Below are 18,305 nucleotides of genomic sequence, written 5' to 3'. Positions count from 1 at the left end.
GGCTTCTAAAAGACCTGAACACAAGGAGAAGCCTGATGACGGAACTGGACAGCCTGATCGCCTTGGCCGATCCCGAAAAAGCGCAGCAAATGGCACATTATCACAAGGTAGACCGTCGTTATCTGGGCGTCACCAACCCCCAGATCGACGAATTGGTGCAGGGCTGGCGGGCCGAACGTGATCTTGACGCAAGGCTGCAACTGGCCTCGGACTTGTGGGAGAGCAATATCCACGAAGCCCGTGTCGCAGCGGCCAAGCTGCTGACACAGGCACGCATCAGGCCAGATAAAGAGGCGTGGACGATGATCGCCGCTTGGGCCCAAGACTTTGACGGTTGGTCGATTGCCGACAGCACGATGATCGCCGGTCAGAAACGCCTGATCGCAGATCCCGACCGGCTGGATCAGGTGCAGTTCTGGCTGGAACATCCAAACATGTGGACCCGCCGCGCAGCATTGGTCGGCACCCTGCCATGGGCCAAGATGAACAATCCGAAACAGGCTGAACTGCAGCAACGCGAACGCATCCTGGGCTGGGCCGCATCGCTGGTCGATGAACGTGAATGGTTCATTCAGAAAGCCATCGCATGGTGGCTGCGCGATCTGTCAAAACGCGACGCGCCCCGCGTGACGGCCTTTCTGACCGAATACGGGGCACGAATGCAGCCTTTCGCACGGCGCGAAGCGACGCGACTGATTCAGGACCGGTAAACCTCGATCGTCGGCAAGTCGGTCAGCGAAATTCCCAACAACTGCATCGCTGGCAATGACACCTGCGACCCGGTGCCGGCCCCCTCCAGCGGGATCAGATCGACTTTGGCGGATTTGCCATTGGCCGGGTTGACGATGCGTCCGATGCCACGTTCCTTGACCAGCGGCGTCTTGATCCAGAAACCACCCTCGCTCGGGTTGCCCAGGGAGGCGACAGTCGTGCCCAGCTTGCTTTCTGCAGCCTCGCTGGGCTTTGCCGCCGCCGCACGCTGTTCCGCAGTCGTCGTATCCAGTTGCGACGCCGTCGCGCGGGCCGCAGCACGCGGCGCAGGTGCGCGGGTGATCGCCGTTGCCGCCGCAACCTGCGCGGGCGTCAGATCAGTTTTCGGCGCCTCTGCCGGCGCGCTTTGCGATGCAGGGCGGCTGGAGCTGGTCGTCGCACCCGGCGTGCAGGCGGAAAGGACTGCGGCAAAAGCCGTCAAGGTCAGCCCGGTGGTCAAGTTACGCATCTTGTTCCTCTTGAGTCCGCGATTTGCCTCAGCCTAACCGCTGCGACAAGACAGCGCCACCGGCAGTCACGTGATCGGCAGAACTTGTGCCTATGGGGCGTCACGCCCTATATTAAAGCCATGGATCACGCAGCCGCCGCCCCGCTTATCGACCCCTTCGCACGACCGATCACCTATCTTCGTGTCTCGGTGACGGATCGCTGCGATTTTCGCTGCGTCTATTGCATGTCCGAACACATGCAATTCCTGCCCAAGGCAGAGCTTCTGACGCTCGAGGAACTTGACCGCCTGTGCAGCGCCTTTGTCGGGCTGGGCGTGCGAAAGCTGCGGATCACGGGCGGCGAACCATTGGTCCGTCGCGGCATCATGAGTTTCTTCCAGAACATGTCCCGGCATCTGGACAAGGGCCTTGATGAACTGACCCTGACCACCAATGGCAGCCAGCTAGGCCGTTTCGCAGATGAGCTGGTCGATTGCGGCGTGCGCCGCGTGAACGTCTCGCTGGATACGCTTGACGATGACAAATTCGCCAGGATCACCCGTTGGGGCCGCCTGCCACAGGTGCTGGACGGCATCCAAAAAGCGCAACGGGCCGGATTGCGCGTCAAGATCAACGCCGTCGCGCTGAAAGGTGTGAACGACGACGAATTGTTCGATCTGGTGAAATGGTGCGGCGACGAAGGCCACGACCTGACCTTCATCGAGGTCATGCCGATGGGCGATCTGGGCAATGAGGACCGGTTGGACCAATACTGGCCGCTGACTGACCTGCGGACACAACTTGCCGGCCGCTATACGCTGGTCGATCTGGCCGAACGCAGCGGCGGCCCTGCCCGCTATGTCCGTCTGCAAGAAACGGGCCAGAAGATCGGCTTCATCACGCCGCTGACCCATAATTTCTGCGAAAGCTGCAACCGCGTCCGCGTCACCTGCACGGGTGAGCTTTTCATGTGCCTGGGCCAGGAAGACCGCGCCGACCTGCGTGCGCCCCTTCGCACCAGCCAAGATGATGAACCGCTACGCGCCGCCATCCGCTCGGCCATCGCCCACAAACCCAAAGGCCACGATTTCGATTACTCGCGCCAGACGATTGGCGGCCAGATGACCCGGCATATGAGCCATACCGGCGGCTAGGCTTGTTCTGCTTTGCTGAAATACCCTCGGGGGTCCGGGGGCGAAGCGCCCCGGCTTACTCGGCCGCCGTCTCGGTCGCCGCGTTTTCGGCTTCGATCTTCCGGGCCCGCTCCTCGACCAATCCAACGATCTGATCGATCATCTGATCGTTCGACATCTTGTGGCTTTGCTTGCCAGCCAGATAGACCATCCCACTGCCCGCACCGCCGCCGGTAAAGCCGATATCGGTCATCAGCGCCTCGCCGGGGCCATTCACGACACAGCCGATGATTGACAGGCTCATCGGCGTCTTGATGTGTTCCAACCGTTTTTCCAACGCCTCGACGGTCTTGATCACGTCAAAGCCCTGACGTGCGCAGGACGGGCAGGAAATGATCTGCACACCGCGCGTCCGCAGCCCGAGGGATTTCAGAATTTCGAAGCCGACCTTCACTTCCTCGACCGGATCAGCAGACAGACTGACGCGAATCGTATCGCCAATGCCCATCCACAACAGATTGCCCAGACCGACAGCCGACTTGACCGTGCCGCCGACAAAGCCACCCGCTTCGGTAATCCCCAGATGGATCGGCGCATCGGTCGCATCCGCCAGCTTCTGATAGGCTGCGGCTGCAAGGAAAACATCCGACGCTTTCACGCTGATCTTGAATTCGTGAAAGTCGTTATCCTCAAGGATCTTGATATGATCCAACCCGGATTCGACCATCGCATCAGGGCAAGGCTCGCCATATTTTTCCAGCAGATGCCGCTCCAGAGAGCCCGCATTCACGCCGATCCGCATCGAGCAACCATGATCGCGCGCCGCCTTGATCACCTCGCGGACGCGCGTCGCATCCCCGATATTGCCAGGGTTGATCCGCAAACAGGCCACGCCAGCCTCGGCCGCTTCAATCGCGCGCTTGTAATGAAAATGGATATCCGCAACGATCGGCACAGGGCTTTCGCGGCAAATTTCTTTCAGCGCCCGCGTCGTTTCCTGGTCGGGGGCCGAAATGCGGACGATATCCGCGCCCGCCTCTGCCGCCCGGATCACCTGATCCAGCGTCGCCCTGACATCGTGACCATTCGTGTTGGTCATGGTCTGCACCGAAATCGGGGCATCGCCCCCAACGGGAACATTCCCAACCATGATCTGACGGGATTTCCGCCGCTCGATATTGCGCCATGGGCGGATCGGGTTCAGCGACATTTTTCGACCTCCGGGTTCGGCCTTGCAGATAAGCCATCCTGCGCCCATCGGCAACCGCCCCACAAGGCTGTGATCGCGCTACGCCGCGCGCAGGCCCAGTGCGGTCAGAACAATGCCCAGCGTATCGCGTGGCAGCATCACCAACATGGGACCGTCAATCTCCAGACAGACGGCGCCTTCCGCACGGTTCGACGTCCCGACGCGACCATCCGGGGCAAACTGCAATCCGTCGATCGGCCAGACCAACCCGCGGCTTTGCCCACGGGCTGGCCCCATCGGATACAGCGATACCCGCGTTCCCGGCAACAAAGGCAGATCGATTCGAGAAGGCGCCAGAAACACCAGATCATCTGAAGACAGCATGATCACCGGTGGCCACCCGCTCCGCACCATCACCGACAGCGCCGCAAGCGTGTGGTCCAATCTCAGCCCGGCAAAACCGACGGCAATGACAAAGGGCGCAGAAATACGGCTCAGGCATTTCTCAAAGTCGGTGCTGTCCTGCTCGGCCACCACGACAATCTGCATGGCCGGTATGACATGCCGCGCTGAATCGCTCAGGCTGTCCAGATCACCAATCACCCAATCGGGCATCAGACCAAATTCAAGCAGATGATCGGCACCACCGTCGGCGGCAACAAGAACCGGTGCCACATTCAGGGCATCACGCAAATCCGATCGTGCCAGCAGACCACCGCCGACCACGGTCACGCCATGATCTGCGCTCACCACGGCCGTCGTCATTCTTCCCGACCTATGCCGGTAAAAACACGCTTCAGCGGCACGATCCAAATGATGCCCAGAATGACATAAACCAGCAACTCGACCCAAATCGGCTGGCGCCCCCAACGGGCGTCCATCCAGTTCACCAGCGTTACCGCCACAATGATATATGCCGGCAAACCCAGAATAAGGATCAGCAGCGACAGCCGCTTGCGCGTCTTCAGGTTCATGCACCGCTCCTTGATCTTCTGTGTTCAAATATCCTGCCGGGGGTCTGGGGGATGCAAAATCCCCCAGCCTGACAGATCAATCCGCAAAGGGATCGGTAACCAGAATCGTATCGTCGCGTTCAGGACTGGTCGACAGCAAGGCGACCGGGCACTGAATCAGTTCTTCGACACGGCGCACATATTTGATCGCCGCCGCAGGCAACTCTGCCCAGCTGCGCGCGCCAGCGGTCGATTCCGACCAGCCTTCCATCTCTTCATAGATCGGCTTCACCTTGGCCTGCAAAGCGGCGGCGGTCGGCAGATAGTCGTATTGTTTGCCGTCGATCTCATAGCCCACGCAGATTTTCAGCGTCTTGAACCCGTCCAGAACATCCAGTTTGGTCAGCGCAATTCCGTTCACACCAGAGATCGCACAAGTCTGGCGCACCAGCACGGCATCGAACCAACCGCAGCGGCGCTTGCGACCGGTGACGGTGCCAAACTCATGGCCCCGTTCGCCCAGGCGCTGACCATCCTCGTCGAACAACTCTGTTGGAAACGGGCCTTCGCCCACGCGGGTCGTATAGGCCTTGACGATACCCAGCACAAAGCCGATCGCCCCCGGCCCCATGCCGGTGCCCGAAGCGGCCATTCCCGACATGGTGGTCGAACTGGTGACATAAGGATAGGTGCCGAAATCAATATCCAGCAAGCTGCCCTGCGCGCCTTCGAACAAAATCCGCTTCCCGGCCTTGCGCGCATCGCCCATGATCTTCCAGACAGGCTGCGCATAGGGCAACAGCTTGGGCGCGATCTCCAGCAGCTTGGCTTTCAGATCGGCGCGGTCGATCGGCTCGGCGCCCAGCCCCTGACGCAACGCATCGTGGTGCGCCAGCAAACGGTCAAGACGCGCATCCAGCGTTTCTTCATCGCCCAGATCGGCGACGCGGATGGTGCGACGGCCAACCTTGTCTTCATAGGCAGGGCCGATGCCGCGGCCTGTGGTTCCGATCTTGGCTTTGCCTGCGGCTTCTTCGCGCAGCTTATCAAGATCCTGATGCAACGGCAGGATAAGAGCGTATTCTCTGCGATCATCAGGTTATCGGTCGTGATCTTGACGCCCTGACCTGCCAGCTTGTCGATCTCGGCGAACAGCGACCACGGGTCCAGAACGACGCCATTGCCGATCACCGCCAGCTTGTTTTCCCGCACGATCCCCGAAGGCAACAGCGACAGCTTGAAAACCTTGTCACCGATGACCAGCGTATGGCCCGCGTTATGTCCGCCCTGAAAACGCGCGATCACATCGGCACGTTCGCTGAGCCAATCAACGATTTTGCCTTTGCCCTCATCGCCCCATTGCGCGCCGACTACCACCACATTGGCCATGACCGGTCCTTCCATTGCCCGAAAAATGTCCGCGAAATGATCTAGCCCAAGCAACAGCCGGGGGAAAGCGGCGATTTACCGGTAAGGAATAAAAGGGGGCGCTGCCCCCAGCCTTGTCACCCCCTCAACGGGGGGTGACAAGGCTTCCCCGGGGTATTTCGGCAAAGAAGAAAAAGCGGGCGCTCACCAATGGGGCGGGCGCTGGTCAGCCAAGGGGATCGTGCCGGATTCGGCATCTGCCTGTTGTTCGGCGGCATGGCGCCACAGCATTTCCACCCGCTGCGTCAGACGGGTGATTTCGGCATCCTGACGGGCGATCACCTCGTTCAGCTCTTCGGACAAGCGGCTCATATGGGCGATTGTTTCCTCTAATTGCTGGATTCTGGCCTCGACATTTGTCCCCGAGTTCTTGTTCATCGCGGCCCCTTCCGTTAGAGCAACCACGGATTGGCCGGAAAGGCGCAGGACCATGGCAAAAGATCAGAAAAAACAGCCCCGTCCCAAGGCGGAGACGCCAAAGGGCTTTCGTGACTATTTTGGCGCGGATGTGACCGAACGCAAGCACATGCTTGACCGGATCGCCGAGGTTTATCATCGCCATGGCTTTGACCCGCTGGAAACCAGCGCCGTCGAAACGGTCGAGGCCCTGGGAAAATTTCTGCCCGACGTGGACCGTCCGAATGCTGGTGTCTTTGCCTGGCAGGAAGAGGCTGTGCCGGGGGGCGGCACGGGCGATTGGCTGGCCCTGCGCTATGACCTGACCGCACCGCTGGCGCGGGTAGCGGCACAATTTCGCAATGACCTGCCCAGCCCCTATCGCCGGTATGCGATGGGCCCTGTCTGGCGCAATGAAAAGCCCGGACCGGGGCGGTTCCGGCAGTTTTATCAATGCGATGCCGATACGGTCGGCAGCGCCTCGGTGGCCGCCGATGCGGAAGTATGCGCCATGCTGGCCGATGCGTTGGAAGCCGTGGGCATTGCGCGTGGCGATTACATCGTGCGGATCAACAACCGCAAGGTATTGAACGGCGTGCTGGAAGCAGCGCAGGTTCGTGAAGATCAGGCCGATGATGTGCTGCGCACCATCGACAAGTTCGACAAGGTAGGGCGCGACGGGGTGCTGGCGCTGCTGACCAAGGGCCGCAAGGACGACAGCGGCGCGTTCATTGATGGCGTTGGCCTTGATGAAGCACAGGCAGCGCCGGTTCTGGCCTTTCTGACATCGAAGGGCAGCGACAACGCCGCGACGCTAAAGAACCTGCGCGCGGCTGTCGGCGAAGCTGTCATCGGCCGCGAGGGCGTGGATGAACTGGCGCAGATCGCCGATATGCTGGCAGCCATGGGCGTGGGTGCGGATCGGGCCGTGATTGATCCGTCCATCGTGCGCGGTCTTGGCTATTACACGGGTCCGGTTTTCGAGGCCGAACTGACTTTTGAAATCCTCGACGAAAAGGGTCGCAAGCGCCAGTTCGGCAGCGTTGCCGGCGGTGGTCGCTATGACGGGCTGGTTGAGCGATTCACCGGCCAGAAGGTTCCGGCGACTGGTGTCAGCATTGGCGTGGACCGTCTGCTGGCGGCGCTGCGGGCCAAGGGGCTGGCCGGACAGACCGAACAGGGGCCCGTCGTCGTGACGGTCATGGATCGCGACCGGATGGCCGATTATCAGGCCATGGCAGCCGAGTTGCGGGCAGCAGGCATCCGCGCCGAGATTTATCTGGGCAATCCCAAGAATTTCGGCAATCAGTTGAAATATGCGGACAAGCGTGGCGCACCCGTTGCCATCATTCAGGGCGGGGATGAGGCAGATCGCGGCATGGTGCAGGTCAAGGATCTGGTTCTGGGTGCAAAGATCGCGGCCGAGGCCAGCCACGACGAATGGAAGGCGCAGCCTGCGCAGACAGAAGTCCCTCGGGCCGAACTGGTCGCGGAAGTGAAGCGAATACTGGGATGATCGCCAAGCGCGACAAGCAACGGATCGGGCAACGCCTGCTGGATGGTTTCCGGGCTGCGGGCGCGGTCGAGGTTGCGCCGGACATCCTGCTGCCTGCCGAAACCCTGCTGGATCTTTATGGCGAAGATATTCGCGCCCGCGCCTATGTCACCATCGACCCGATCCGTGGCGAAGTGATGCTGCGCCCGGATTTTACGGTGCCCGTCGTTCAGATGCATATGGAGCATGGCGCCGAACCTGCCCGTTACTGCTATCTGGGCGAGGTTTTTCGCAAGCAGGATATGGGCGATCTGCGCCCTGAAAATGCGCGCGACAATGAATATCTGCAATGCGGGTTCGAATTGTTCGCCCGTGATCCTGACGCCGACGCCGAGGTTTTCGCGTTGTTTCACCGGCAGTTGCAGGGCTATGACCTGTCCGCCGAGACGGGCGATATGGCCCTGCTGATGGACGCGGTGCGTGGCCTGCCCCTGTCAACGGCGCGAAAGGACGCGCTGTTGCACCATGTCTGGCGGCCCCGGCGTTTTCAGCGGATGCTGGATCGCTTTTCGCGCCCGGCACGCGGGTTGGGCCTGTCGGACAGTCAGGCAACATGGTCAGGCCTTCGCAGCCCCGAAGAAATGACGGTTCGGATCGCCCGGCTGATGGCCGATCGCGACGAGCCGCCCTTGGCCGCGGAATGGGGCGACAGGCTGAACCAGCTTTTCAACCTGCGTGCCTCTGCCCCGGAGGCGGTGACACAGCTGCGCGGCTTTGCCGAAGACTTCCCCGCGATTGCCCCTGCGGTCGAACAGATCGCGTCGCGTTTCACAGCGATAGCTGGGTTAGGGATAGATCCGGCAAGCATCATCTTTGATGCCAGCCATGGCCGCACGACGATGGAATATTATGACGGCTTCACCTTTACCTTTACAGCAGCGCGTGCGGACTGGCCGCCGGTTGCCTCGGGCGGTCGCTACGACGCGCTGATGGCCGTGCTGGGCAAGGGGCGCGCCATTCCGGCGGTTGGCGGCATCATTCGCCCGGGCCTGATCGCGGAACTGGAGGCTGTTCAATGATCCGTTTGGGCGTGCCCTCGAAGGGGCGGTTGATGGAACAGACATTCGACTGGTTCGCGGATCGCGGCGTGCGGCTGTCGCGCAGCGGGTCGGATCGAGAATATGCAGGCCGGGTCGAGGGGGCCGACGATGTCTCTCTGGTGCTGCTGTCTGCGGGCGAAATTCCGCGGGAACTGGTTGCCGGACGGATCGAGCTGGGCGTGACCGGCACCGATCTGGTGCGGGAAAAGCTGCCGGGCTGGGCGTCGGATCTGATTGAAATTACGCCGATGGGTTTTGGGCATGCCGATCTGATCCTTGCCGTGCCGGATTGCTGGCGCGATTGCGACAATCTGGATGATCTGACCTCGATCGCGCGTGATTTTCGCGCCGCACATGACTTTCGCCTGCGGATCGCAACAAAATATCACCGGTTGGTTCGGGCATGGCTGGCCGAACATGAGGTCGCGGATTATCAGTTGGTCGACAGTCAGGGTGCGACCGAAGGAACGGTTGCAAACCAGACGGCCGAGGCGATTGCCGATATCACCAGTTCGGGCGCGACCTTGCAGGCCAACAACCTGAAGATTCTGTCGGAGGAACCGATTTTAAGGTCGCAGGCGACCCTATTCGCAAATCGTGTGGCAGCAGATGGCCCCGAGATGGCCCGGTTTCTGGCGCAACTGGGCGTGGCAGTCTGATCGGGGGCTTTCGCCCCCCGGCCCTTTCAGGGCCTCCCCCGAGGGTATTTGGGCAAAGAAGAAATCAGAGCCCGACGAGGGCGCGGGCGAAATCTTCTGCGTCGAAGGCATCAAGATCGTCGATCTGTTCGCCCACGCCGATTGCATGGATCGGCAGGCCGAATTTATCGGCCAGCGCCACCAGAACCCCGCCGCGTGCCGTGCCGTCCAGTTTCGTCATGACAAGGCCTGACACGTCCGCAAGCTTCTGGAAGGTTTCGACCTGATTCAGCGCGTTCTGCCCCGTCGTCGCATCCAGAACCAGCAAGGTATTATGCGGTGCGGACGGGTCTTTCTTACGGATAACACGGACGATTTTAGCCAGTTCTTCCATCAGGTCCTGACGATTCTGCAACCGTCCGGCCGTGTCGATCAACAGCAAATCGGCGCCATCGGCCTCGGCCTTGGCCATGGCGTCAAAGGCCAGGCTGGCAGGGTCCGATCCCTGAGCGGCAACCATGACCGGAACACCGGCGCGCTGGCCCCAGACCTGCAACTGTTCGACTGCGGCGGCGCGGAATGTATCGCCTGCGGCGATGACGACGGATTTCCCCGCCGCACGGAACTGGCTGGCCAATTTGCCGATGGTCGTGGTCTTGCCAGCGCCATTGACACCAACCACCAGAACCACCTGTGGCTTTTTCGGATAAAGCGGTAGCGGACGTGCGACGGGGGTCATGATCCGGGCAATCTCGGCCGCCAGAAGCTCTTTCAGCTCTGTCACGGAAAGGCGGCGGCCCATGCGCCCTTCGGCAATATTGGCTGTCACGCGCAGCGCTGTTTCAACGCCAAGATCGGCCTGGACCAGCATATCCTCAAGCTCTTCCAGCATGTCATCGTCAAGCGCGCGGCGCGGCTGTTCCGGGGTGCCATCTGCGCGGCCAAACAGACGCCCGACCAGACCCGAGGCTGGCGCGGCAATGGCAGGATCATTTTGCGGCTGAGGCTGCTTTGCCGCGACATCTTCGGGCGTGCCTTCGGACACGATATCATCCAGCCCCTCACCGATTTTCGATGAAGACCGTGTCAGCCGCTCGCGCAGTTTGGTAAAAAACGACATTTCCGCTTCCTTGTGATCGGCAAGAACCTAAACATTGCGAGGACCGAGGGAAAGCCCGGACCCAAGCGGATGGATGGGATCCAAAGAAAAAGGGGCCGAAGCCCCTGTTTTATCCGCGCATCTGCCGGAATACCTGCGCCAGATGTTCCGTAGACGGATCGTGATCGGGCGACGGTTTGCCCTCCAGCAAGGGTTCGACCTTCAGCGCCAGCTCCTTGCCAAGCTCGACCCCCCATTGATCAAAGCTGTTGATTCCAAGGATGACCCCTTCCACAAAGACGCGATGCTCATACAGCGCGACGATCTGGCCCAACGTATACGGCGTCAGTTGCTGGATCAGCAGCGTGGTCGAGGGGCGGTTGCCCGGAAAGACGCGGTGACGGGCCTGACGGTCCAGTTCCGCGCCGGTCAGGCCTTTGGCCGCCATCAGCGCCCGCGCCTCGTCCAGGCTGCGGCCACGCATCAATGCCTCGGACTGGGCCAGACAGTTGGCCGCCAGCAGGATGTGATGATGCGCCAGATCGGGTTCATGCCCGCGTGCCGCAAGGACGAATTCGCAGGGCACGGGCATCGTGCCCTGGTGGATCAGCTGATAAAAGGCATGCTGACCGTTGGTGCCGGGCTCACCCCAGACGACGGGGCCAGAAGGCTGCGTCAGGTCGCTGCCGTCCATGGCGACGCGCTTGCCATTCGATTCCATTTCCAGCTGTTGCAGATAGGCGGGCAAACGCAGCAGGCGATTGTCATAGGGCAGCACCGCGCGTGTCGGATAGCCGCAAATCTGATGGTGCCAGACGCCAACCAGCGCCAGTAACACCGGCAGGTTTTCCGCCAGTGGGGCTGTGCGGAAATGCGCATCCATCGCCGCGCCGCCGGCCAGAAACTCATCAAAGCGCTCTGGCCCGATGGCCAGCATCAGCGACAGACCGATCGGCCCCCAGACGGAGTAACGCCCGCCGACCCAATCTTCGAAACCGAAAACGCGGGATTCGTCGATGCCGAAGGCGGCCGTTTTATCCACGGCCGATGACAAGGCCGCGAATTGTGCCGCCGGATTGCTGACCGATTTGGCCATCCAGTCGCGCGCGGTTTTCGCGTTGGTCATCGTTTCGATGGTGGTAAAGGTTTTCGAGGCCACGATGACAAGTGTCGTCGTCGGGTCCAGACCCTTCAGCGTATCGGCAATATCCGCGCCATCGACATTGCTGACAAAATGGGTGCGCGGGCCATCGTGATAAGGCGCCATCGCCAGCGTCGCCATATACGGCCCAAGATCCGATCCGCCGATGCCGATATTGACCACATCGGTGATCTTGCCGCCCTGCCCTTTGAACGCTCCAGAGCGCACGTCATTGGCAAACGCGGCCATCAGATCATGGATGCGGCGGACCTCGGGCATGACATCCTGACCATCAACCGTGACGCTGGCTTGCAGGTTGCGCAGGGCGGTGTGCAGAACGGCGCGGCCTTCGGTTTCGTTGATCTTTTCGCCCGCAAACATGGCGTCACGGCGGGCTTCGACATTCGCCCCCTTCGCAAGATCCAGCAGCAGATCGCGGGCGCCCGCGTCGATCATGGTCTTGGACCAATCGAACAGCATGCCATCAGCTTCGGTGCTGAACGCCTGCGCACGGTTGGGATCGGCATCGAACAAGCCGCTTATACGCGCATCTCCCTGCGACTTTCGCAAGGATTTCAGCCGGTTCCAGATATCGGTCATTATGGAAATCTCCTTCGGCTTATTCCGCCCAATGAACGGTCGCGTTATCAAGGAAAGCCCGGATCGGTGCTTCGCTTGGATCAAGCTTCAACGCACGCTCCAGCGTTTCGCGCTTGTCCCGACCCATAATCAGCAGGTGGATATTCATCGAATTCTCCAACGCGCGACGAGTCAGCGTGATACGTGGCTCGCCCGCGCCATCGGCCCGGATCGCCATGACCAGCGGCGCATCTGCGGCCATGGCCTGCGCCAACTGGTCAGCATCGGGAAACAGGCTGGCGGTGTGCATGTCATTGCCCATGCCCAGCATCGTCACCGTGATCGGGAAAAGCGGCGTCAAAGCCTCGGCCAGCTTGCTTTCGGCCTCTTCGGGTTCGGCATCCCTCGTATACAGGTCGATGTAAGTCGCCGCCGCCGCCTTGTCTTTCAGCAGATGCCGCCGCAGCAAGCGGCTGTTGGAGCGCGGATGTTCCCCATCGACCCAGCGTTCATCACCCAGAAAAACCGTGATGCGATCCCATTCCAGATCAGTCCCGCTAAGGGTTTCCAGAACCGGTATCGGCGTGGTACCGCCCGGCAGGCACAGGCTGGCCCCGTCATTCGAGCGCAGGTTTTGCGCCAATTGCGAGGCAATCCGGTCTGCCAGCGACAGCGACAGCATTTCGCGATCGGGATATTCCACCAACTCCATGGTCATGCGCGAATCTCCTTCCATCGGCGATTGTCGCGGTGCATCAGGCGCAACGCCTCTTCCGGGCCGGACGATCCCGAATCATACGGCTCGGGGCGGTTTTTGCTTTCTTCCCAGGCATTGATGATGGGATCGGTCCATGCCCATGCGGCCTCGACCTCATCCCCGCGCATGAACAGGGTCTGGTTGCCGCGAATCACATCCATGATCAGGCGTTCATAGGCGTCAGGCATATCCGCGCCTTCGGGGCCAAGCGCATCCGCAAAGGTCATGTCCAGCGGCACCTGAACCAGACGCATGCCGCCCGGACCCGGTTCCTTGATCATGACCTTCAGGTTCATGCCTTCGTTGGGTTGCAGGCGAATGACAAGTTCATTCGCCTTGGGTGCACCCGAGGTGCCTGCATCCTCGAAAATCGAATGTGGCGGTTCCTTGAAGGTGATGGCAATTTCGCTGGTCCGTGCACGCAATTTCTTGCCCGTGCGCAGGTAGAAGGGCGTGCCCTGCCAGCGCCAGTTCGAGATGCGAACCTTCATCGCGACATAGCTTTCGGTGCGGGAATCGGGATTTTCGGAATCGGCCAAATAGCCGTCGCCATCCTCATCCGCCTGATACTGGCCGCGAACGATGTCGATGGCTTCGACCGGTTCCAATGCGCGAATGACCTTCAGTTTTTCATCGCGAACCGCGTCGGGATCGAAATGATAGGGCGGCTCCATCGCGATCAGGCACAGAAGCTGCATCATGTGGTTTTGCACCATATCGCGGATCGCGCCGGATTTATCATAGTAACTGCCGCGCCCCGCCACACCCACGGTTTCAGCAACCGTGATCTGGACATGGTCGATATATTGCGCATTCCACAGCGGTTCGAACAGGATATTCGCAAAGCGCACGGCCATCAGGTTCTGGACGGTTTCCTTGCCCAGATAGTGGTCGATGCGGTAAATCTGCTCTTCCGCAAAATACTGCGCCAGCATCTTGTTCAGCGCCCGCGCCGTTTGCAGATCGCGGCCAAATGGCTTTTCCACCACGATCCGGCTTTTCGAATCCGCGATCCCGTTCTTTGCCAGACGTTCAGCGATGTCGCCGAACAACGCCGGCGCGACCGAGAAGTAAAAGGCGTGGATCGCTCGCTTGCGCATCCGGGATTTCAGCTCTTTCCAGCCGCCATCGCCTTTTGCATCAATCGGGACATAGCTCAGCAACGGCAGAAACTGGGCCAGCGCCGGATCATCCTTTTTGACACCACCAAATTCGACAATCGACTTCGCCGCCTCGGCGCGAAAATCATCGTCGCTTTGTTCGGTGCGCGCCGCACCGATGATTTGCGCGGTATCGGGGATTTGCCCGGCCACGAAACGACGGAAAAGACCCGGAATGATCTTGCGATGTGCCAGATCGCCGGTTGCCCCGAAAATCACCAGATCAAAATCATCCACCGGAATGACGCGAGAGACCATGCTGTCCTCCATTTCGTCAGCACTTTCGACTTAAAAGTTTGTTAGCGATAACGGCAACCCGTTTCAACCTCTCACCGCCTTGGCAAGTCGCGGCAGGCGCGAACGCTTCAACATCTCGGCAACAGTCATGTCACCGCCCAAACGCGCCGCCTTGTCGCGGGCCGACTGCACCGCAGTTACAACCTGCCGTGGATGGTGTTTGTGGTGTTCTATCAGAAAGGCATCCGGATGAATTGCGCGGATGGCAAGTGGCGCCAACAGATGCGACGGAAAATCCCGCAGATTCGCGGTGACTATATGCGATGCGCGGCCAGACAGTGCAGCCTCGACGACATGACGGTCTGCCGGATCCGGAAAATTCAGATCAATTGTCAGATCACCGTCATCCGGCATGGCTGCGTCCGGGAACTGATAGGTCAGAAGTGCGATTTCCGCGCCCGCGACCTGTTCCTGATCGGGGCCAAGTCGCGCCGCAGCGTGCCGCCATTCCTGCAGAATACGCCCGGACCACAAAGGCTGAAACAACCCTATCCGCGCCAGATCCATCAAAATCTCGCGCAGGATCGTCGGAAACAGCACATTGGCGTCCAGAACCGCCCGCATCAGTCCAGCCTGAAAAACAGTGCTTTCAGATAGCCAGTTTCAGCAAGTTGCGGCAAGGTCGGGTGATCGGGACCAGCCCCGCCGCTGTGGATCAACACCCCACGTCGTCCGCCACGACCGATTCCCCGCGCCGAGACATTGCGAAACTGCGTCAGATCAACAGCATGGCTGCAACTGCAAAGACCCAGATAGCCGCCCGGTTTGACCAGCGGCGCGGCCAATTTGGCAACGCGTTCATACGCACGCAAACCCGCCTCAAGCGCCTGTTTCGCAGGCGCGAATGCAGGCGGGTCGCAGATCACGACGTCGAATTGGCGACCCTCTTCGGCCAGCTTTTCCAATGCCTTGAAGGCGTCCGATTGCAGGACCGTCAAGCGGCTGTCGGCAGACATTTCCCGGGCACCGCCCTTTGCCAGATCCAGCGCCGCGGCGCTGCCGTCAACACAGGTCGCGCTTTCTGCGCCAGCAGCCAACATCGCCAAGCCAAAGCCGCCAACATGACTGAACACATCCAGCACGTCGCCCCCGCTGACCAGACGCTGCGCAAAGGCCTGGTTCGGGCGTTGATCGTAGAAGATCCCGGTCTTCTGACCGCCCATCACATCGGCCAGATAGACCGCGCCATTCATCTGCACCTGAACCGGTGCGGCGGGCGTGGCGCCACGAATGACCTCCATCCGCTCATCCAGCCCTTCCAGACTGCGTGCCCGCCCCTGCCCATTCAGAACAACGGTCGAAACGCCAACAACACTGACCAGCGCATCAGCAATCTGGTCGGCCATGGCATCGGCCCAAGCGGCGTTGGGCTGCATGACCGCAACATCACCAAAACGGTCGACGATCAGCCCAGGCAAACCATCAGCTTCCGCATGCACCAGCCGATAGAACGGCGCATCATACAGCCGTTCGCGCATCTGATACGCGCGCGTCAGGCGTGTGCGCAGCCATTCGCCGTCAATCACCGCGTCCGGCGCGGCATCCATGACGCGTGCAACGATCTTTGAGTTGGTGTTGACCGTGACCGTCGCCAGCGGCTTACGCTCGGCATCCTCAAGAAGCGCGAAACTACCTGGTTGAAGATTGCGCGTGCGGCGGTCCAGCACGGCTTCATCTTCATATACCCATGGAAAGCCGTGGCGGATCGCCTGTGGCTTGGATTTCGGGCGCAGCCGTATAACGGGGAGATCGGTCATGGATGGTATCCTTTCATGGCTGATCTGGCACGACGCCCGCGCCGGCACAAGCGTGCCAGAGTTTGCAATTGCCGAATATTCGCTTCGCACTGGCAATTGATTGGGTTCAGTCCACAAGTGATAGTTGAACTGTTATCGCTAACGGGCTATACTGGTCACAAGCTAGGGGAGCCAATCTTATGAGCCTTCACGCCACTATTGATCGTGTTACCGACCGCATTCGAAATCGTTCGCATTCCAGCCGAGATGCATATCTGAAAAAAATCGCCCGTGCCGCCGAAGAAGGGCCGCGCCGCGCACATCTGTCCTGCGGCAATCAGGCCCATGTTTATGCCGCGATGCCCGACAAGGAAGATTTCGTCGCGACGCGCAAACCCAATATCGGGATCGTGACGGCCTATAACGATATGCTGTCGGCCCATCAGCCCTACGAGCGTTATCCCGACCTGATCCGCAAGGCTGGCCATGCCGCGGGCGCGACCGTGCAGGTGGCTGGTGGCGTTCCCGCAATGTGCGACGGCGTCACCCAAGGTCGCGCAGGCATGGAACTGTCGCTGTTTTCGCGCGACGTGATCGCGCTGGCTGCGGGTGTCGCGCTGTCCCATGATTGCTTTGACGCGGCGCTGTATCTGGGCGTTTGCGACAAGATCGTGCCCGGGCTGGTAATGGCGGCAGGAACCTTTGGCCATATTCCGGCCGTATTCCTGCCCGCCGGTCCGATGCCTTCGGGCTTGCCCAATGACGAAAAGTCGAAAGTGCGTCAGCAATTCGCATCGGGCGAAGTGGGCCGCGACGTGCTGATGGCGGCCGAAATGGCATCCTATCATTCGCCGGGCACCTGCACCTTCTATGGCACCGCCAACAGTAATCAGATGCTGATGGAATTCATGGGCATGCACCTGCCCGGCAGCAGCTTCGTGAACCCAAATACCCCGCTGCGCGAAGCCTTGACGATCGCCGGCGTCGAACGCGCCGCCGCCATCACCAAACTGGGCAACGACTATCTGCCGGCTGGCGAAGTCCTTGATGAAAAAGCCTTTGTCAACGGCATGGTCGGACTGATGTCCACCGGCGGCTCGACCAATCTGGTCATGCATATTCCGGCCATGGCAAAAGCCGCTGGCATCCTGATTGATATTGAGGATTTCCACGACATTTCCGAAGCCGTGCCGCTGATGGCCCGCGTTTATCCCAACGGCCTGGCGGATGTGAACCACTTCCACGCCGCTGGCGGCATCGGCTACATGATCGGCCAACTGCTGGAGGCTGGCCTGCTGCACCCTGACGTCAAGACCATCAACGGGACGGGTCTGGATGGCTACACGGCCGAGCCGAAACTGGATGGAGCACGCATCCGTTGGGATGCAGGCGCCAAGGATACGTTGAACGACAAAATCCTGCGTCCCGCCTCGGAACCGTTCGCCAAGACGGGGGGGCTAAAGCAGTTGGAGGGCAATCTGGGTCGCGGTGTGATCAAGGTCAGCGCAGTTGCCCCCGAACGCCACATCATCGAAGCCAAGGCCCGTGTTTTCAGCGATCAGGAGCAGGTCAAACTTGCCTTCAAGAACGGCGAATTTACCGAAGACACGATTGTCGTCGTGCGTTTTCAGGGGCCACGCGCCAACGGCATGCCCGAACTGCATTCGCTGACGCCAATGCTTGCCGTGTTACAGGATCGCGGATTGAAGGTTGCTTTGGTCACGGATGGCCGCATGTCCGGCGCATCGGGCAAGGTTCCGGCAGCAATTCATATTTCTCCCGAAGCCTCGGTGGGTGGTCCGCTGGCCCGAGTGCGGGACGGAGATGTCATCCGGCTTGATGCGGTGATGGGCGTGATCGAAAACCTGACGGACACCTTCGCGGATCGCAAACCCGTGCCATTTGACGGCTCGGACAATGCCGAAGGGATGGGCCGGGAAATGTTTGCGGTGTTCCGCGCCGTTGCCGGACCCGCGACCGAAGGCGCAGGCGTCGTGGTCTGACA

Annotated in this window: 17 protein-coding genes and 1 pseudogene; 6 read left to right on the top strand and 12 right to left on the bottom strand. The window is 60.5% G+C overall.

Translation table 11 applies throughout. The features are described 5' to 3' along the window. Nucleotides 1-35 precede the first annotated feature (35 nt). Nucleotides 36-710, top strand: a complete 675-nt coding sequence (locus H4P12_RS00540; RefSeq protein ID WP_187791652.1) for a DNA alkylation repair protein — start codon at nucleotides 36-38, stop codon at nucleotides 708-710. On the opposite strand, the gene H4P12_RS00535 is transcribed toward H4P12_RS00540, so the two are convergent. Beyond that, nucleotides 698-1,219: a hypothetical protein gene (locus H4P12_RS00535; protein WP_246448760.1), complete on the bottom strand. Its 522-nt coding sequence runs from the start codon at nucleotides 1,217-1,219 to the stop codon at nucleotides 698-700. The genes H4P12_RS00540 and H4P12_RS00535 overlap by 13 nt on opposite strands. Before the next feature lie 120 nt (nucleotides 1,220-1,339). Here H4P12_RS00535 and moaA point away from each other — a divergent pair, with 120 nt between their 5' ends. Beyond that, a complete protein-coding gene (gene moaA / locus H4P12_RS00530; protein ID WP_187791651.1) occupies nucleotides 1,340-2,353 on the top strand; it encodes a GTP 3',8-cyclase MoaA in 1,014 nt (337 codons plus the stop codon). 55 nt (nucleotides 2,354-2,408) lie between these two features. Here moaA and ispG read toward each other — a convergent pair whose 3' ends face one another. The 5 genes and pseudogenes from ispG to H4P12_RS00505 form a co-directional block, all read right to left on the bottom strand. Beyond that, complete coding sequence (gene ispG / locus H4P12_RS00525; RefSeq protein WP_187791650.1) at nucleotides 2,409-3,542, bottom strand: flavodoxin-dependent (E)-4-hydroxy-3-methylbut-2-enyl-diphosphate synthase; 1,134 nt, start codon at nucleotides 3,540-3,542, stop codon at nucleotides 2,409-2,411. Between the two features lie 78 nt (nucleotides 3,543-3,620). Next, nucleotides 3,621-4,271 (bottom strand): thiamine diphosphokinase, encoded by a 651-nt coding sequence (locus H4P12_RS00520; RefSeq protein WP_343069741.1) that lies wholly within the window; start codon nucleotides 4,269-4,271, stop codon nucleotides 3,621-3,623. 11 nt (nucleotides 4,272-4,282) lie between these two features. Continuing rightward, nucleotides 4,283-4,495 carry a DUF2842 domain-containing protein gene (locus H4P12_RS00515; protein WP_187791648.1) on the bottom strand — a complete coding sequence of 71 codons (213 nt, stop codon included), beginning with the start codon at nucleotides 4,493-4,495 and terminating at the stop codon, nucleotides 4,283-4,285. A gap of 76 nt (nucleotides 4,496-4,571) precedes the next feature. Then, nucleotides 4,572-5,863: pseudogene (locus H4P12_RS00510) on the bottom strand (adenylosuccinate synthase). Nucleotides 5,864-6,046: 183 nt separating this feature from the next. Next, nucleotides 6,047-6,280: a SlyX family protein gene (locus H4P12_RS00505; RefSeq protein WP_187791647.1), complete on the bottom strand. Its 234-nt coding sequence runs from the start codon at nucleotides 6,278-6,280 to the stop codon at nucleotides 6,047-6,049. Nucleotides 6,281-6,332: 52 nt separating this feature from the next. Here H4P12_RS00505 and hisS point away from each other — a divergent pair, with 52 nt between their 5' ends. Genes hisS through hisG form a run of 3 tightly spaced genes read left to right on the top strand, consistent with a single transcriptional unit; the run spans nucleotide 6,333 to nucleotide 9,552 of the window. Next, nucleotides 6,333-7,814, top strand: coding sequence for a histidine--tRNA ligase (hisS, locus tag H4P12_RS00500; RefSeq protein WP_187791646.1), 1,482 nt, complete (start codon nucleotides 6,333-6,335; stop codon nucleotides 7,812-7,814). Then, nucleotides 7,814-8,872: an ATP phosphoribosyltransferase regulatory subunit gene (locus H4P12_RS00495; protein ID WP_425498200.1), complete on the top strand. Its 1,059-nt coding sequence runs from the start codon at nucleotides 7,814-7,816 to the stop codon at nucleotides 8,870-8,872. The genes hisS and H4P12_RS00495 overlap by 1 nt, the downstream gene beginning before the upstream one ends. Continuing rightward, the gene (gene hisG, locus H4P12_RS00490; protein WP_187791644.1) at nucleotides 8,869-9,552 is read left to right on the top strand and encodes an ATP phosphoribosyltransferase; all 684 of its coding nucleotides are present in this window, start codon (nucleotides 8,869-8,871) and stop codon (nucleotides 9,550-9,552) included. The genes H4P12_RS00495 and hisG overlap by 4 nt, the downstream gene beginning before the upstream one ends. Before the next feature lie 64 nt (nucleotides 9,553-9,616). On the opposite strand, the gene ftsY is transcribed toward hisG, so the two are convergent. The 6 genes from ftsY to H4P12_RS00460 form a co-directional block, all read right to left on the bottom strand. After that, the gene (gene ftsY, locus H4P12_RS00485) at nucleotides 9,617-10,651 is read right to left on the bottom strand and encodes a signal recognition particle-docking protein FtsY (protein ID WP_187791643.1); all 1,035 of its coding nucleotides are present in this window, start codon (nucleotides 10,649-10,651) and stop codon (nucleotides 9,617-9,619) included. 109 nt (nucleotides 10,652-10,760) lie between these two features. Next, complete coding sequence (pgi, locus tag H4P12_RS00480) at nucleotides 10,761-12,371, bottom strand: glucose-6-phosphate isomerase (protein WP_187791642.1); 1,611 nt, start codon at nucleotides 12,369-12,371, stop codon at nucleotides 10,761-10,763. A 19-nt stretch (nucleotides 12,372-12,390) separates the two neighbouring features. Next, entirely contained in the window at nucleotides 12,391-13,062 is a 672-nt protein-coding gene (gene pgl / locus H4P12_RS00475) for a 6-phosphogluconolactonase (RefSeq protein ID WP_187792426.1), read from the bottom strand. Between the two features lie 2 nt (nucleotides 13,063-13,064). Further along, nucleotides 13,065-14,525: a glucose-6-phosphate dehydrogenase gene (gene zwf / locus H4P12_RS00470; protein WP_187792425.1), complete on the bottom strand. Its 1,461-nt coding sequence runs from the start codon at nucleotides 14,523-14,525 to the stop codon at nucleotides 13,065-13,067. Between the two features lie 63 nt (nucleotides 14,526-14,588). Further along, a complete protein-coding gene (locus tag H4P12_RS00465) occupies nucleotides 14,589-15,128 on the bottom strand; it encodes an RSP_2648 family PIN domain-containing protein (protein ID WP_187791641.1) in 540 nt (179 codons plus the stop codon). After that, nucleotides 15,128-16,321, bottom strand: coding sequence for an RSP_2647 family RNA methyltransferase (locus H4P12_RS00460; protein WP_187791640.1), 1,194 nt, complete (start codon nucleotides 16,319-16,321; stop codon nucleotides 15,128-15,130). The genes H4P12_RS00465 and H4P12_RS00460 overlap by 1 nt, the downstream gene beginning before the upstream one ends. Before the next feature lie 179 nt (nucleotides 16,322-16,500). Here H4P12_RS00460 and edd point away from each other — a divergent pair, with 179 nt between their 5' ends. Beyond that, complete coding sequence (edd, locus tag H4P12_RS00455) at nucleotides 16,501-18,303, top strand: phosphogluconate dehydratase (RefSeq protein WP_187791639.1); 1,803 nt, start codon at nucleotides 16,501-16,503, stop codon at nucleotides 18,301-18,303. Nucleotides 18,304-18,305 lie beyond the last annotated feature (2 nt).

It is taken from the genome of Paracoccus amoyensis (assembly GCF_014490725.1).
In the GTDB taxonomy this organism is placed as follows: Bacteria; Pseudomonadota; Alphaproteobacteria; order Rhodobacterales; family Rhodobacteraceae; genus Paracoccus; species Paracoccus amoyensis.
The sequence above is the reverse complement of the archived record's forward strand: the minus strand, read 5'-3'. Positions and strand labels throughout refer to the sequence as shown.